Annotated in this window: 19 protein-coding genes and 2 pseudogenes; 18 read left to right on the top strand and 3 right to left on the bottom strand. The window is 64.4% G+C overall.

All coding sequences use genetic code 11. From position 1 onward, the window contains the following. The first annotated feature begins 85 nt into the window (after positions 1-85). The 13 genes from ADT71_RS11950 to ADT71_RS11895 all read left to right on the top strand — a co-directional run bounded on the left by ADT71_RS11950 (position 86) and on the right by ADT71_RS11895 (position 8,756). Entirely contained in the window at positions 86-1,003 is a 918-nt protein-coding gene (locus ADT71_RS11950) for a heme o synthase (protein WP_054437104.1), read from the top strand. Positions 1,004-1,014: 11 nt separating this feature from the next. Then, positions 1,015-1,161, top strand: a complete 147-nt coding sequence (locus tag ADT71_RS32085) for a hypothetical protein (protein ID WP_165913272.1) — start codon at positions 1,015-1,017, stop codon at positions 1,159-1,161. Next, the gene (locus ADT71_RS11945) at positions 1,161-1,751 is read left to right on the top strand and encodes a cytochrome c oxidase assembly protein (RefSeq protein ID WP_054437101.1); all 591 of its coding nucleotides are present in this window, start codon (positions 1,161-1,163) and stop codon (positions 1,749-1,751) included. The genes ADT71_RS32085 and ADT71_RS11945 overlap by 1 nt, the downstream gene beginning before the upstream one ends. Positions 1,752-1,840: 89 nt before the next feature. Then, positions 1,841-2,662, top strand: a complete 822-nt coding sequence (locus ADT71_RS11940; RefSeq protein ID WP_054437098.1) for a cytochrome c oxidase subunit 3 — start codon at positions 1,841-1,843, stop codon at positions 2,660-2,662. 120 nt (positions 2,663-2,782) lie between these two features. Then, positions 2,783-3,349, top strand: coding sequence for an SURF1 family protein (locus ADT71_RS11935; protein ID WP_054437096.1), 567 nt, complete (start codon positions 2,783-2,785; stop codon positions 3,347-3,349). 112 nt (positions 3,350-3,461) lie between these two features. Further along, on the top strand, positions 3,462-4,862 hold the full coding sequence (gene thrC / locus ADT71_RS11930; RefSeq protein WP_054437093.1) for a threonine synthase: 1,401 nt from the start codon (positions 3,462-3,464) through the stop codon (positions 4,860-4,862). Positions 4,863-4,873: 11 nt separating this feature from the next. Further along, positions 4,874-5,761 (top strand): class I SAM-dependent methyltransferase, encoded by an 888-nt coding sequence (locus ADT71_RS11925; protein ID WP_054437090.1) that lies wholly within the window; start codon positions 4,874-4,876, stop codon positions 5,759-5,761. A gap of 26 nt (positions 5,762-5,787) precedes the next feature. Next, on the top strand, positions 5,788-6,159 hold the full coding sequence (locus tag ADT71_RS11920; RefSeq protein ID WP_054437087.1) for a dihydroneopterin aldolase: 372 nt from the start codon (positions 5,788-5,790) through the stop codon (positions 6,157-6,159). Positions 6,160-6,162: 3 nt separating this feature from the next. Next, a complete protein-coding gene (locus ADT71_RS11915; protein WP_054437084.1) occupies positions 6,163-6,492 on the top strand; it encodes a Rossmann fold domain-containing protein in 330 nt (109 codons plus the stop codon). A gap of 8 nt (positions 6,493-6,500) precedes the next feature. Then, a complete protein-coding gene (gene moaA / locus ADT71_RS11910; protein WP_054437081.1) occupies positions 6,501-7,505 on the top strand; it encodes a GTP 3',8-cyclase MoaA in 1,005 nt (334 codons plus the stop codon). A gap of 2 nt (positions 7,506-7,507) precedes the next feature. Continuing rightward, positions 7,508-7,750: a MoaD/ThiS family protein gene (locus ADT71_RS11905; protein ID WP_054437078.1), complete on the top strand. Its 243-nt coding sequence runs from the start codon at positions 7,508-7,510 to the stop codon at positions 7,748-7,750. Between the two features lies 1 nt (position 7,751). Continuing rightward, positions 7,752-8,198 (top strand): molybdenum cofactor biosynthesis protein MoaE, encoded by a 447-nt coding sequence (locus ADT71_RS11900; protein ID WP_054437075.1) that lies wholly within the window; start codon positions 7,752-7,754, stop codon positions 8,196-8,198. Positions 8,199-8,327: 129 nt separating this feature from the next. Beyond that, positions 8,328-8,756: a hypothetical protein gene (locus ADT71_RS11895; protein ID WP_054437073.1), complete on the top strand. Its 429-nt coding sequence runs from the start codon at positions 8,328-8,330 to the stop codon at positions 8,754-8,756. 137 nt (positions 8,757-8,893) lie between these two features. On the opposite strand, the gene ADT71_RS11890 is transcribed toward ADT71_RS11895, so the two are convergent. Next, positions 8,894-9,391, bottom strand: a complete 498-nt coding sequence (locus ADT71_RS11890) for a hypothetical protein (protein ID WP_231635831.1) — start codon at positions 9,389-9,391, stop codon at positions 8,894-8,896. A gap of 256 nt (positions 9,392-9,647) precedes the next feature. Here ADT71_RS11890 and rplU point away from each other — a divergent pair, with 256 nt between their 5' ends. From rplU to ADT71_RS11870, 4 genes are all read left to right on the top strand, one after another. Continuing rightward, on the top strand, positions 9,648-9,944 hold the full coding sequence (gene rplU, locus ADT71_RS11885; protein ID WP_054437070.1) for a 50S ribosomal protein L21: 297 nt from the start codon (positions 9,648-9,650) through the stop codon (positions 9,942-9,944). A gap of 24 nt (positions 9,945-9,968) precedes the next feature. Further along, complete coding sequence (rpmA, locus tag ADT71_RS11880) at positions 9,969-10,238, top strand: 50S ribosomal protein L27 (protein ID WP_054437066.1); 270 nt, start codon at positions 9,969-9,971, stop codon at positions 10,236-10,238. 260 nt (positions 10,239-10,498) lie between these two features. Then, positions 10,499-11,086: a GNAT family N-acetyltransferase gene (locus ADT71_RS11875; RefSeq protein ID WP_054437063.1), complete on the top strand. Its 588-nt coding sequence runs from the start codon at positions 10,499-10,501 to the stop codon at positions 11,084-11,086. Between the two features lie 187 nt (positions 11,087-11,273). Then, a complete protein-coding gene (locus ADT71_RS11870) occupies positions 11,274-11,828 on the top strand; it encodes a GNAT family N-acetyltransferase (protein ID WP_054437061.1) in 555 nt (184 codons plus the stop codon). Between the two features lie 27 nt (positions 11,829-11,855). Here ADT71_RS11870 and ADT71_RS11865 read toward each other — a convergent pair. After that, a pseudogene (locus ADT71_RS11865) lies at positions 11,856-12,600 on the bottom strand (folate-binding protein YgfZ). Between the two features lie 27 nt (positions 12,601-12,627). Further along, entirely contained in the window at positions 12,628-13,572 is a 945-nt protein-coding gene (locus tag ADT71_RS11860; protein WP_054437059.1) for a LysR family transcriptional regulator, read from the bottom strand. Between the two features lie 122 nt (positions 13,573-13,694). Between ADT71_RS11860 and ADT71_RS11855 the strand changes: the two are divergent. Next, positions 13,695-14,387, top strand: a pseudogene (locus tag ADT71_RS11855) (pirin family protein). Positions 14,388-14,421 lie beyond the last annotated feature (34 nt).

Genomic DNA, 14,421 nt, shown 5'->3' with positions numbered 1-14,421 from the left:
AGCCTCTCTCGTCGAGTGCCGGGACGACGACCGGTTCCCAGGCCCTCGCTTTTCGGGCCTTTGCGGGTGTATGGGGCCAAGCACCATGATGACTACGAGTCCCACTACTGCCGCCGCTCCGCTCCCGGCCGACTGGCGCGATCTCTTCGCGCTGACCAAGCCGCGGGTGATGAGCCTGGTCATTTTCACCGGCCTTTGCGGCCTGCTTGCCGCGCCTGAGCGGATCAATCCTGTTCTCGCGTTCACCGCGATCCTGTGCATCGCCATGGGCGCGGGAGGGGCGGCCGCGCTCAACCAATGGTGGGAAGCGGATCTTGACGCCGGGATGAAGCGCACTTCGAAGCGCCCCCTGCCGCAGGGCCGTCTCGACCGCACCACGGCGCGCGATTTCGCGGGCGTGCTCTGCGCCGTCTCGGTATTCCTGATGGGCTTCGCGGTCGGCTGGCTTCCTGCTGCGATCCTTGCGATCTCGATCATCTATTATGCCGTGATCTACACGATCTGGCTGAAGCCGCGCACGCCGCAGAACATCGTGATCGGTGGCGGCGCCGGCGCGTTCCCTCCGTTGATCGGTTGGGTTGCCGCGACCGGACATGTCACGCTGATGCCGGTGTTGCTCTTTGCCATCATATTCTTCTGGACCCCGCCGCATTTCTGGGCGCTCGCGCTGTTCGTCAAAAGCGATTACGCCAAGGTCGGCATCCCGATGATGCCGGTCGTCGCGGGCGAGAAGGCCACGCGCCGCCAGATCCTGCTCTACGCCATCCTCCTGCTGCCGCTTTCGGTGCTGCCATGGTGGATCGGCGGTGCCGGGGCCGTCTACGGGGTTTCCGCGATCGTGCTTTCCACGCTGTTCCTGGCGTTCTCCGTTCGTGTCGGGCTGCGGGAACGCAGCGGACTCGAGGATACGATGAAGCCGGAAAAGCAGCTCTTCGCCTATTCCGTGCTCTACCTCTTCGTGCTGTTCGCGGCGCTGGTGGTGGATCGCTTCATCGTCCTGTGAAAGATCGAAGCATGAACGACATCCCGCAACCAGAACCCGGAACGCCCGATATCCGCACGCCGGAGCAGATTCGGCGGAGCCGGAACCGGGTGCTGGCGCTCAGCCTCGCGGCGTTCGTGGTGCTGGTGTTCTTCATCTCGATCGCGAAGATGGGCTGATGGAGACGGCGATCGCACCTGTCCGCAGCAACCGGCGCGTCGCTTTCATCGCCCTGTCGATGGCGTTGCTGATGCTGGGCCTCGGTTACGCTTCCGTCCCGCTCTATCGCATCTTCTGCCAGGTTACCGGCTACAACGGGACTACGCGCCGTGTGGACGAGACGCAGGCGGCAGCCGTGCAGGTGACGGACAAGACCATGTCGATCCGCTTCGACGCCAATGTCGAACGAGGCATGCCGTGGCAGTTCAAGCCACTCCAGCGCACCGACACCGTGACCATCGGTGAGCGCGATATGGCGCTTTTCTGGGCCAAAAACGATTCCGACAAGGTGATCACCGGCACGGCGAGCTTCAATGTCGAGCCTGAGCAGGCGGCGCGCTACTTCAACAAGATCCAGTGCTTCTGCTTCACCGAGCAGACGCTCCAGCCGGGCGAAGCGGTGAAGATGCCGGTGATCTACTACGTCGATCCGGCAATCCTGAACGATCCCGACAACAAGGACGTGGAGCAGATCACGCTCAGCTACACCTTCCATGTCACCAGCGTCTCCGATGCAAAGACACTGGACCACAGCCAAACGGGCGGTTAAGTCCCGGGGCGGGAAACAAATCACGGGGGGAGCATTACCCCACCGGAAGAATCGAACACCGAAGTTTCGAGAACGGGGAAGAAGGCACCATGGCCGGTACCAAGAATCACGATTACCACATTCTTCCGCCGGACATCGCGCCGCTGGCCACCACCATCGGCGCGCTGACATTCACGTCGGGGATGGTCCTGTTCATGCATGACATGGCGGGCGGCAAGTTCGTGCCCTGGCTGGGCCTTGCCATCCTGATCGCCTCGATGTTCATGTGGTTCTCGAAGATCATCAAGGAAGCGCACGCGGGCGACCACACGCCGGTCGTGCAGCTTCATCAGCGCTACGGCATGATCCTGTTCATCGCTTCGGAAGTGATGTTCTTCGTCGGCTGGTTCTGGGCCTTCTTCGATTTTTCGCTGTTCCCCTCGACGCTTTCCGAAGCGGTCGGTGGACAGTGGCCGCCCAAGGCGATCGAGGCGGTCATGGACCCGTTCGACCTGCCCTTGCTGAACACGCTGATCCTGCTCTGCTCGGGCACCACGGTAACCTGGGCGCATCACGCGCTGATCCATGGGGATCGCGAAGGCCTGAAGAAGGGCCTCTGGGCAACCATCCTTCTTGGCGTGCTGTTCTCCTGCATCCAGGCCTATGAATACGTTCACGCGCCGTTCCCCTTCGGCCAGAACACCTATGGTTCGGCGTTCTACATGGCGACGGGCTTCCACGGCTTCCACGTCATCGTCGGCACCATCATGCTGATCGTCTGCCTGAAGCGTGCGTACAACGGCGACTTCACGCCGCGTCAGCACTTCGGTTTCGAAGCTGCTGCGTGGTACTGGCACTTCGTCGACGTGGTGTGGCTGTTCCTCTTTGTCGCCATCTACATCTGGGGCGGCTGGGGTTACCCGACGCATTGATGCTGCCGCCCGATTCGGGCGATGGCGATCCGATCGAAAGGGGCAGTCCGACTTCGCGTCGGCTGCCCCTTTCGGTTTCGGAACACTGATCCGGGGCAGGCCCCGATTCGAGGAAGCACGATGCACCGCATTCCCATTTTCTCGACCCTGGTCGTGCTCGCCGCCGCAGGGCTGATGGTGGGGCTCGGCTTCTGGCAATTGCAGCGCCTTCACGAAAAGGAAGCGCTGCTTTCCAGTTATGCCAGCGCGCAAAAATTGCCCGGCGAAGTGGAATGGCCGCGCAGCAAGGAAAAGCAGCAGGGCTTCCTGTACCGCCGCGCTCGGCTCGAATGCGCTGTCGTCACCGGCCATTCGAGCATTGCCGGGCGCAATGCCAAGGACGAATCGGGCGCCGCGCAGACCGCCGACTGCACTTTGGCAGACGGAACGAAGGCCTTGGTCGTACTCGGATGGTCGCGCATGCCCATGGCCGCCGGCGGCTGGGCAGGGGGCGAGGTCCACGGTGTGATCGCACCCGGACCGAGGCTCGTCGCTGCGCCTCCATTGGCGGGGCTGGAGGCGAACGCCATTCCCGATCCTGCCGAGATACCGAACAATCACTTGTCCTACGCCGTGCAGTGGTTCTTTTTCGCGGCGACGGCTCTGGTCATCTACGTTCTTGCATTGGCGAAAGGGCGCCGGCCCTGACCGCAAGGCGGAGCCCGGAATGAAATTTCGCCTCGGCCAGCTTTAGGAATTGTTCTTGCCCAACCTGCACGACAGGCTTTTCATTTCGCGCCCCTGCCGCTAACCGCGCCCGATGGACTATATCAGCACCCGTGGCAGCGCTCCCGCGCTCGATTTCGAAGGCGCGACACTGGCCGGCCTGGCTTCCGACGGCGGTCTTTATGTTCCGCGCGAGTGGCCTCGCTTTTCGGCTGACGAAATCGCGGCCATGGCGGGCCTGCCTTATGCAGAGCTGGCGGCGAAGATCATGTTCCCCTTCGTCGAGGGAAGCCTGACGTACGACCGCCTGCTGGAGCTGACGACCCAGGCTTACGGCCGCTTCGCGCACAAGGCGGTAACGCCGCTCAAGCAGCTGGACGAGCAGCAGTGGGTGCTGGAACTGTTCCACGGGCCGACACTGGCTTTCAAGGACGTGGCGCTGCAGCTGCTGGGCCTGCTGTTCGAGGAATTTCTCGGCCGCTCGGAGCGTAACCTGACCATTGTCGGCGCGACTTCGGGCGACACCGGTTCGGCGGCGATCGACGCGGTGGCCGGACGGGCCAAGGTCGATATCTTCATGATCCACCCGCACGGCCGTGTCTCCGATGTGCAGCGCCGCCAGATGACGACGGTGCTGGCACCGAACGTCCACAACATCGCCATCGACGGCTCTTTCGACGATGCGCAGGCGATGGTGAAGCGCATGTTCAACGATCGCGACGTGACGGGACGCTTCGCGATCGGCGCCGTGAACTCTATCAACTGGGCGCGCCTGATGGCCCAGGTGGTCTATTACTTTGCTGCAGGTCTCCAGCTTGGCGCACCGCACCGCAAGGTCGCTTTCTCGGTGCCTACCGGCAACTTCGGCGATGTGTTCGCCGGATACGTCGCCGCGCAGATGGGCTTGCCGGTCGAGAAGCTGATCGTTGCCACCAACGTCAACGACATCCTTCACCGTGCGCTGGCCGAAGGCGACTATTCGCAGGGCACTGTCACGCCAACTGCCGCACCCTCGATGGACATCCAGGTTTCGTCCAACTTCGAACGCCTCCTGTTCGATCTGGGCCGCCGCGATGGCGCCGCGCTGGCTGCGCAGATGGCAGGGTTCGAGGCGACCAGGGCCATGAAGCTCACCGAAGCCCAGCGCGAAGGTGTCGCGGCACTGTTCCAGTCTGCCCGCGCCGATGGTGACGAAATGGCGCAGGCGATCCGCTGGGCCTGGGAAAACTGCGGCGAACTGATCGACCCGCACACCGCTTGCGGCCTGTTCGCCGCGCGGTCCGCCGGGATCGACGCTGCCGTTCCCGTCGTAACGCTGGCGACGGCGCATCCCGCCAAGTTCCCGGACGCGGTAGAGCGCGCGACCGGTCAGCGTTCCGGGCTGCCCGCCCGCGTGGGCGACTTGTTCGAGCGCGAGGAAAAGTGCGTCGAACTGCCGGGCGACTACGAGGCGATCGCCGCGTTCGTGGCCGAGCACGCGACCCCGAAGGTCTGACAGAGGGCTCCATGGCAGACATCGCAACCCAGCCGCTGATCCTCGCAGGGGAGGGCTGGGATGACTATGGCCTCGTCGATTCGGGGCACGGACGCAAGCTGGAACGCTACGGCAGCTACCGCTTCGTGCGCCCCGAACCGCAGGCGATGTGGACGCCGCGGCTCGAGAACTGGGATTCGCACGGCGAATTCGTGCCGGGCTCTGACGAGGATGGCGGCGGCCGGTGGCTGTTCGACAAGATGGTTCCGCGCGAAGGCTGGCCGCTTGCCTGGAACGAAGTCGGCTTCACCGCGCAGTGCACGCCGTTTCGCCATCTGGGGTTCTTCCCGGACATGGCCCCGGTGTGGGACTGGATGCGGGACATGCTTGCCGGGCAAGACGATGCCAGCACGCTGAACCTCTTCGGCTACACCGGCGTCGGCACGCTTGCGCTGTCGGCCCATGGCCCGGTCACGCACGTCGATGCCTCCAAGAAGTCCGTCGCCCAGGCGCGTGAGAATGCGGAACTGGCCGGGCTGGGAGATCGTCCGGTGCGCTGGCTGATCGACGATGCAGCCAAGTTCACCGCGCGCGAAGTGCGCCGGGGCAAACGCTATGACGGGATCATTCTCGATCCGCCGAAGTTCGGCCGCGGCCCTACCGGCGAAACCTGGCGCCTGGAGGAAAACCTTCCCGGCCTGCTTGCCGATTGCCGCCAACTGCTCGACGCGGACAGCAAGTTCCTGTTTCTAACCGTCTATGCCGTGCGCATGTCGTCATTGGCGCTGGCGGGGCTGATGGAGGAACTGTTCCGCGACCTGCCCGGCACGATCGAGCATGGCGACCTCGCCGTGCGCGAAGACGGGGAGGGCCGTCTCCTCCCCACCGCAATCTTCGCGCGCTGGCGAAATAACGGCTAAGGGCCCCCGCCATGCACTCCAATGCCATGACCGATTCGCTCATTCTCGAAGTCGCCGATTTCGAACACGATGTCCTCACCGGCATCTATTCGGAAGAGACCGGCAAGCCGCAGCCGCTGCGCTTCACGATCACCGTGCACATGAAGCCCGCCGATCACTACGCGCCGGACACGCCGCTGACCGCCAGCAAGAACTACATGGATCTCAAGTTCGCAGCCAGCGAAGCGCTGCCGCAGGGTGTCCACTTCAAGCTGATCGAGGCGGTGGCCGATCACGTCTGCGAAACGCTGTTCCTTCAGGACGAGCGGGTTGAGGCGGTAACGGTGAAGATCGTCAAGCTGGCCATCGCAGAAGCCGGCGAGAAGATCGGCATGACGCTTACGCGGCTGCGTCGCTGAACCATGATCCTGCGCGTTGGACCATTGGCGGATGATCCGCTCGATGCCGCCGCGCAGTTTCACGCCGGCGCCCTGGCCGAAGCCCGCTCGGTACTGGCAGGGGGCGAGACGTCGCTGGTTCTGGTCTTCACGGCCGCCGGCCATGCCCATCGTGGCTGGCGGCTCGCTGCCGTGCAGGGGCTTGCCCGCGAACATGCGCCGCGCCGCGTCAATGGGCTTGCGGGCGACGATGCCGAGGCGATAGCCGCCGCGGCCGAGTGGCTGAATCTGGCGCCCGCCGTGACGGGGCAATACCTTTCGCTTGCTGGAAAGGGCGCGGGGGCCTTACTATAACCGTAGCAATGAGAACATGTTCGCCCCTTGTCGACCAGTTCCAGCGCCGCATCACCTATTTGCGGCTCTCGGTGACTGACAGGTGTGACTTGCGCTGCGCCTATTGCATGCCCGAACGCATGACCTTCCTTCCGAAGAAGGATGTTCTCAGTCTTGACGAACTGCACCGCATGGCGCTCGGTTTCATCGGCCGTGGCATTACCCGCCTGCGGCTGACCGGCGGAGAACCGCTTGTCCGGCGGGACATGATCGACCTGGTACAGGCCCTTGGCCGCAAGCTGGGCGATGGGCTGGAGGAATTGACCCTCACGACCAACGGAACCCGGCTGGCCGAATTTGCCGACGATCTGGCCGCTGCCGGGATCCAGCGGATCAATGTCTCGCTGGACACGCTGGACCGTGCGGGCTTCGCCAGGCTGACGCATCGCGATTCGCTGCCGCAAGTGCTGGAAGGGCTGGCGGCGGCCAAGGCGGCCGGCCTGCGCGTCAAGATCAACACCGTCGCGCTGAAAGGCCTGAACGAGGCCGAGATTCCCGAAATCGTCGCCTGGGCGCATGGGCAGGGTTTCGAATCGACCCTGATTGAGGTCATGCCGCTTGGCGAGGTGGAGGAGGATCGTTTCGATCACTATCTGCCGCTTTCCTCGGTTCGCGAAGATCTGGAACGACGCTGGACGCTGGTACCCAGCCAGCACCGCACGGGCGGACCGGCGCGTTATTTCGACGTGGCGGAAACCGGCGGGCGCATCGGACTGATAACGCCGCTTACCCAGAACTTCTGCGAGGGGTGCAACCGCATCCGCGTGACGGCGACGGGCCAGCTTTACGCCTGCCTCGGTGGTAACGAGCGGGTGGACTTGCGGGCCGCCTTGCGCAGCGAGCATCCCGAGGCTGCGTTGGACGAGGCGCTCGACATGGCCATGAAGATCAAGCCGGCGCGGCACAATTTCGCGATCGATGCGCGCGGAGCGGCACCTGCGCTGGCGCGCCACATGTCGATGACGGGCGGTTGACGATGGCACTGCGTCTCGTGTTCCTGGGCCGGTTGGAGGATGCGGCAGGTGCTGCCTCTCTTGCCGTTCCGTTCTTGCCCACGCTGGCGGAGGTCATCGGTGCGCTGGAGGCGGGATTGGCCGATGCCTTGCGGGGTTCGCGGGTAAGGGTTGCCGTGAACGGAGTCGTCCTGAGCGGCGAAGGTCAGCCGGAACTGGGCGAGGGCGACGAGATCGCCTTCCTGCCGCCGGTTTCCGGTGGCTGACATGGCCGGTGATGTCCGCCTCTTGACCGGGGCTTTCGATCCGGCGTCACTGCTGCGGGATTTCACCGCCGCGCGGCCGCAGGCTGGTGGTATCGTCAGTTTTCTCGGGCAGGTTCGCGAGGGAGGCGGCGTGGAAGCGCTCGAACTGCGTCATTATGAACCGCTCACGCTTCCTGCGATGGAAGCGCTGGCGGCGCGTGTACTGGCGCGCTGGACGCTGCACGGGCTGCTCGTGGTTCATCGCAGTGGAACGATGGTGCCGGGAGAACCGATCGTCCTGGTCGCGGCAGCGGCGCGGCATCGCCGCGATGCTTTCGTCGCCGCGGATTTCGCGATGGACCATCTCAAGAGCGAATCATGGTTCTGGAAGCGTGAAAAAGTCGCCGGGGAGTGGCGCTGGATCGAGCCTCGCGAACAGGATATCGAGGATCTGGCCCGCTGGGCCTGACGGCGGGAACGAAATTTCGCGCGGATGCAGCGTACTTCACCTTCCGTTTGACCCTCGTCAATTTCATCGGGCCCCGCACGGTGCATAGCTGATCCCACAGGGAGATCGTCTCTCAAGGGAGCCAGTGCCATGTCGCAGCGTCTCGATTTGCAGCAACTTCGGGAACTTGCCGTCGCCATCGATGCCCCGCAGGTCCGGGCGGCGACGGTCGTCGATCGCGGCTTCGGCCTGCCGACGGGGCTCTATATCGCGACAGTGGCGCTCTACCTGGGGTTCATCGGTGTCATGGCTGCCTCGTTCCTCAATTCGGAACTTGCGATACCGATGGTGATTTTCGCGGGCTTCGTCGTCTTTGCCTTCGGCCTTGCCGGTTACTGGACGCGCATGAAGCCCGACAATCGCACCGCGACGCCAGACTGGGGGCAGTTCCGCGCGCGCGGCGTCGAAACTCTGAGCGGAAGGTTGACCGCGGGCGAGGCGACCATTCAGGTCCTCCTGCTTCCCGTGCTGATCCTGGGTTGGGGACTGGCCGTCGCCGTCATCGTCGCCTTCAACTGATCCACCTGTCCGGGCCGGGGGGCTTTCGGACAAGGATCGGGCGCTTCGGAGACCCCTCCCTCGTCAAGAGGGAGGGGTTTTTCCGTTTCAGTTCCTCAGTCGGGCATCGAGGCCCGAGATGATGTCGTTCTGGGCATTCACGAGACCCTGGACCTGCTGCGCGCGGTATCGATGGCCCTGGTGCTGGGGGATTCGTCGGTAGGGGCGGCGGTGCGCGCATCGGCATAAAGCGAATCGAGATCCGCGAGAGCGGCAACGGCAGTGTCGCGGCTGGCCTGAAGTGCGGAAACGGCGACTTGGGCCGAAACCCAGGAATCGCTCGTCCGCGCAGCGCGGGCCGCGGCGCTCACCGCCCGTTCGGCGGCGGGGCGCTTCGATGCGAACTGACGGTCTGCATCCTGGGCCGCCGTGACGAGTCCGCTGATTCGCGTGGTGAGATCGGTGCTCGGCGGGGGAAGCTGGACGGGCGGCGGCGCGGGTTCCGCCGGCGCGGGCAAGGCGCTGCGTTCGGCCCCCCGATAGGCCAGCGAGGGATAGCTTCCCGCCGTCGAGCAGGCCGCAAGCCCCAGGGGCAGCGCCAAAGTCAGGCAGAGATGCGGGATCGGCGGCAGAAAACGGACTGGTGTACGGGTCATGGGCATGACATAGCATGGCCATGGCTGATCGCGAGCCTCAATCACGGTTGAATCGCGTTTCGCAGCCGGACCCGGGCCACTCCTTGGTTGACACGAATCGGGTGGTGGACTAACGGCACCCTTCTTTCCGGTACCCCGTGCAAATGGGATGCCGGTGCGTCGCCCGCAAGGCTCCACGGTTCCTTCCTGGACCAGAGCGGCCGGGGCAGAGTTGTTTCGGCCTGTTTAGGGCTCATTGAGATTAGGTAAGGGCACCATGTTCGCAGTTGTGCGCACGGGCGGCAAGCAGTATCGGGTTGCCGCCGGAGACAAGATCGCGGTTGAAAAGCTGGCTGGTGAAGCCGGTGAGACCATCACGCTGGGCGACGTTCTGCTCGCCGGCAACGACGGCGAAGTCGCTGACGCCTCGAAGATCACGGTTTCGGCCGAGATCATCGCACAGGCCAAGAGCGAAAAGGTCGTGGTGTTCAAGAAGCGCCGCCGCCATAACTATCGCCGCAAGAACGGTCACCGCCAGCAGCTTACGCTGCTGCGCATCGTGTCTGTCGCCTGAGCCAAAGATCGGAAGGACTGAACAATGGCACATAAGAAAGCTGGCGGTTCGTCGCGTAACGGTCGCGACTCTGCAGGCCGCCGTCTTGGCGTGAAGAAGTTCGGCGGTCAGGAAGTGATCGGCGGCAACATCATCATTCGTCAGCGCGGTACCCGTGTGTATCCGGGCGTGAACGTCGGCATCGGCAAGGACCACACCCTGTTCGCCACCGCCGAAGGTCGCGTGCGTTTCCACGACGGCAAGCAGGGCCGTAAGTACGTCTCCGTAGACGTCATGGCAGAAGCCGCCGAATAATCGGATGGTCGATAAAAGGGCCATCCTGACGGGATGGCCCCGCCGATTTTCGTGATCGGCTGATCGAGGGAGAGGGGCCTACCCGTCTCCCTCTTTTCGTGTCTCCCTCACAGCACCGCACAATCGTTCGCAAGGCGACCGATCCGTACACTTTCTTACGAATTTGCGCGGATATTTCAGGGCCTTCGCGCGTTGTGCGTAATCGCAATGTCACGCGCTTCTGATACCGATGGCGCGGGGCGGATGAGTGGAGATACACTATGTTCATTCGCAGCGAACGGCTGTTCCTGCGGCCTGGATGGCCCGAGGACTGGGAAGAACTGCTGGCGCTGATCGACGACGAAAAGGTCGTCCGCAATCTCGCCAAGGCGCCCTGGCCTTACACCAGCGAGGATGCACGGCGTTTCCTGGGCACCGATCAGGACATGCTGCTCCCGCGTTTCCTGATCACGGAGCCCAGCGCCCATGGTTCGCGGCTGGTCGGTTGCATCGGCCTGTCCGATCTCGATGGCGAAGTGAATCTCGGCTACTGGATTGCACGCGATCACTGGGGGCAGGGCTTCGCGAGCGAGGCGGTGCGCGCCGTCCTCTCGCTCGCTCGGGCGATCGGGCACAAGCGGATCGTTGCCAGCCATTTCATCGATAACCCGGCATCCGGCCGCGTGCTCGAGAAATCCGGTTTCCACCGGACAGGACGCCTGGTCGAGCGGTTCAGCGAAAGCCGCGGCATGGCCTATCCGGCGCGCGAATATGCGCTGGAGTTCGATTCGCCCAGCGATTGCGATGATGATCGCGGCAATACCGGTCTTGGCGGCGGATCCGGCATCGCGCGTCAGCGCGCCGCATGATCGGTGCAGCCCCGGCGCCTTGTCGCCGGGGCTGCACCGCCTCCTCATTTCAGTCTTTCCAGCCATATCGGCGCGATAGCGCGGCTTGGTCGCGGCAGAGGCCCGGAGCATAGCAAAAGCCGTGCATTGGGCCGGAGCTTTGTGCATAGGGGCTGCCGCGGAAAAAGAGATAACGGAGAACCGTCACATGTTCGTCCGCACGGAGAGACTGTTTCTGAGGCCCGGCTGGCCGGAAGACTTCGACGAACTGGTCGAAGCCATTTCGGATGAAGCCGTTCAGCGTAATCTGGGTGTTGGCGAAATGCCGCGCTCCAGTCGCGCCATGCGCGAATATCTCGGCAAGCCGCGCGATCCGCGCCTGCCGCATTTCTTCATGTACTTGCGCGCGCCGGATGGCCCTCAACTCGTGGGCGGGATCGGTCTGGGCCGTATCGAGGGCGACATCGAGCTCGGCTACTGGATTGTGCCGTCCCACCGGGGAAAGGGATTTGCCGGAGAAGCGGTTCGCGCCGTGCTGGACCAGGCCCGGACACTGGGCCACCGCCGCATCGTGGCGAGCCACTTTGCCGACAATCCCGCAACCTTGGGCGTGTTGGAGGCATCGGGCTTTGCGGACAGCGGTGAGGACCGCGAGCGGTTCAGTGTTGGTCGGGGAATGCCGGTCAGCGCGCGGATCTACGTGGCCGATCTCGAGCACCGCGCGCCGGTGAATGCGGCGAACGGCGCGGCGATGATGGCCTGATCGCTTTCGGCTTTCAGGGGTGGACGGTCAGACCTGGAGTTCGAGCCACTTCGGCGCGAGCTGGGGGTCGATGTCCTCCACTCGCAGATGATCCACGGCAAAGCCCAGTTCGGGATAGGCCGCGCGGCGACGTTTTTCGTCGGAGCGGGCGAGCGGGACCACGATCAGGCGGCGGTTGACCTTCTGCCGCCAGTTCATGCGCGCGGTATTTTCCTGCCCGACATAGCAGCCCTTGGTGAAGCTTACGCCGTTCAGTTCCACGGCGTTGCATTCCAGCCAGAGCGTTTCGCCGTCACCAAGCTCGGCGCGGCCTTCCGGCACGCCCATGGCAAGCCGGTGTGCACGCCAGGCAAGGTCGGCGCCTTCGGATTCGGAAGGATCGGTGGGGTCGACGGCGCGATCCAGCGTTCGCCAAGGCGTGATGCCGGGGGTCGGGCGCGGCGCCGTCGCCGGTGTGGGGGCGCCAGTGGATGGCCAGCGTATCGTCACGAACGATGTCTATGGCGCGGCGCAGGCGGTACATCGACAGTCGCTTGACGAGCGCGTCGGCAGCTTCCGCCTCGCAATCGATCAGCAGGCCGTTGCCGCCGGGCCAGACGAGGAAGTCGAACAGCGCCTTGCCCTGCGGGGAAAGGAGCGCAGCCCAGGTGGGCAGCACTTTCGTCACGTCGGCGGTGACGAGGCCTTGCAGGAATTCGGCGACATCTTCGTTCGAATCGGGGCGGGGGGAAAGCCGGATCACGGCGCGGTCGAACAGGCGGCTGGCGGTCATGGCCGATAAGTGGGGCAGCGCCGCGAGCTACGCAAGTGTCCGATTGGGGGAAGCAGGGGCGGCGATCGGCGCGCAGTTCGCGAGACGTTCGCGAATCTCGTCGAGAACCCAGACGGCGGCGGGGCCGGGCGGACTGTCCTTGCGCCACAGGGCGACGAGGGCATAGTCGATAGTCGGCCGTTCGGGCAGGTGGAGTTCGACCAGTTCGCCGCTGGCAAGATCGGCGGAAATCCGGTGGCGCGGCATCGATCCCCAGCCAATTCCCTCCTTGAGCAGGGCATGTTTGGCGCCGAGATCGGCGAGGCGCCAGGACCGGGGGCTGAAGACCGAAAAGTCCCGGCCTTCCGTCAATGGAGAGCGATCGGTCAGCACGAGTTGCAGGTGCTTGCGCGCCTCACCCGGGGCGATCGGGCCGGGCACGGCGAGCGGATGGCCGGGGGCGGCCACCGGCACCATCTCGACAGAACCCACGGTTTCGCGCTGGATTTCGGGAAGATCGAGGATATCGGGCCCGGCGATGGCAAGAGTCGCGCGGCTGTCCAGCACCAGCGCGGCGACGGCGCCCAGCGCTTCCACATGGAGGCGGAGGGGGACGCTCGGGAACATCACCTGAAAGTCGCGCAGCAGCTTTGCCAGCACGTTGCCCGGCACCATGACATCCACCGCCAGCGAGAGTTCCGCTTCCAGTCCCTGCCGCAGGCTGCGCACCTTGGCGAGCAGGGCGTCGACATCGTCGGCGATGGCATGGGCCTCGCTCAGCAAGGCGCGTCCCTGCTCGGTAAGCTTCGGTTTTCGCGAGCCTTCCCGTTCGAACAGGCGGACGTCGAGCTGGGTTTCGAGCTGGGCGATGGCATAGCTCACCACCGAGATCGCGCGGCCCAGCTTGCGGGCCGCGCCGCCGAAGCTGCCTTCCTCGACGACGAGCAGGAAGGTGCGCAAGTGATCGAGGCTGGGCGGCGCGATATCGACCATCGGTAGAAGAAGCCTTCAGTTTAGTTGAACATCTCGATCGATTTTATCCCAATTATCCGGTGGCTCGGCAAGCGCTACCTAGGGGGCACAGAACGGCACACAAACTGACCCAGGAGGGCCACATGATCGAAGTTCGTCCCTTCGCTAGCCTCGGAGCCGCCGATCACGGCTGGCTCGATGCCCATCACCATTTTTCCTTCGCCGATTACCACGATCCGGCCCGCACCAACTGGGGGCGCCTGAGGGTCTGGAACGACGATACCATCGGCCCGCGTTCGGGTTTCCCGCCGCACCCGCACCGCGACATGGAAATCATCACTTATGTCCGTACCGGGGCGATCACGCATCAGGACAGCTTGGCAACAAGCGGCGCACGCGCGTGACGTCCAGGTGATGAGCGCGGGGACCGGCATCGTCCATTCCGAGTTCAATCTCGAGGACGAGGCGACCACCCTGTTCCAGATCTGATCCTGCCGGACCAGCGGGGCGAGGCTCCGGGCTGGGGGGCGCGGCCGTTCCCGAAGGACGATCGCACCGGTCGCTTCGTGACTCTCGCCAGCGGCATCGCCGGGGATGAGGACGCGCTGCCGATCCGAGCCGATGCCCGCGTGCTGGGTGCCACCGTCAAGGCGGGCGACACCGTCACTTACGAAACCGGGCGCGGGCGCCATGCCTATCTGGTTTCCGCGAAGGGCCGCATCCTGGTGGGCGATGTCGAAGCGCAGCCGCGCGACGGCGTGGCGATCACCGGGCTCGATACCATCACCGTCACCGCCATCGAGGATGCCGAGCTCGTCCTGGTCGACGCGGCCTGAATCTCCCTTTCTCTCCCAACATTCTCATCAACCA

The organism is Novosphingobium sp. ST904 (genome assembly GCF_001298105.1).
Lineage (GTDB): Bacteria > Pseudomonadota > Alphaproteobacteria > Sphingomonadales > Sphingomonadaceae > Novosphingobium.
This window is presented reverse-complemented; position numbering and strand designations above follow the sequence as displayed.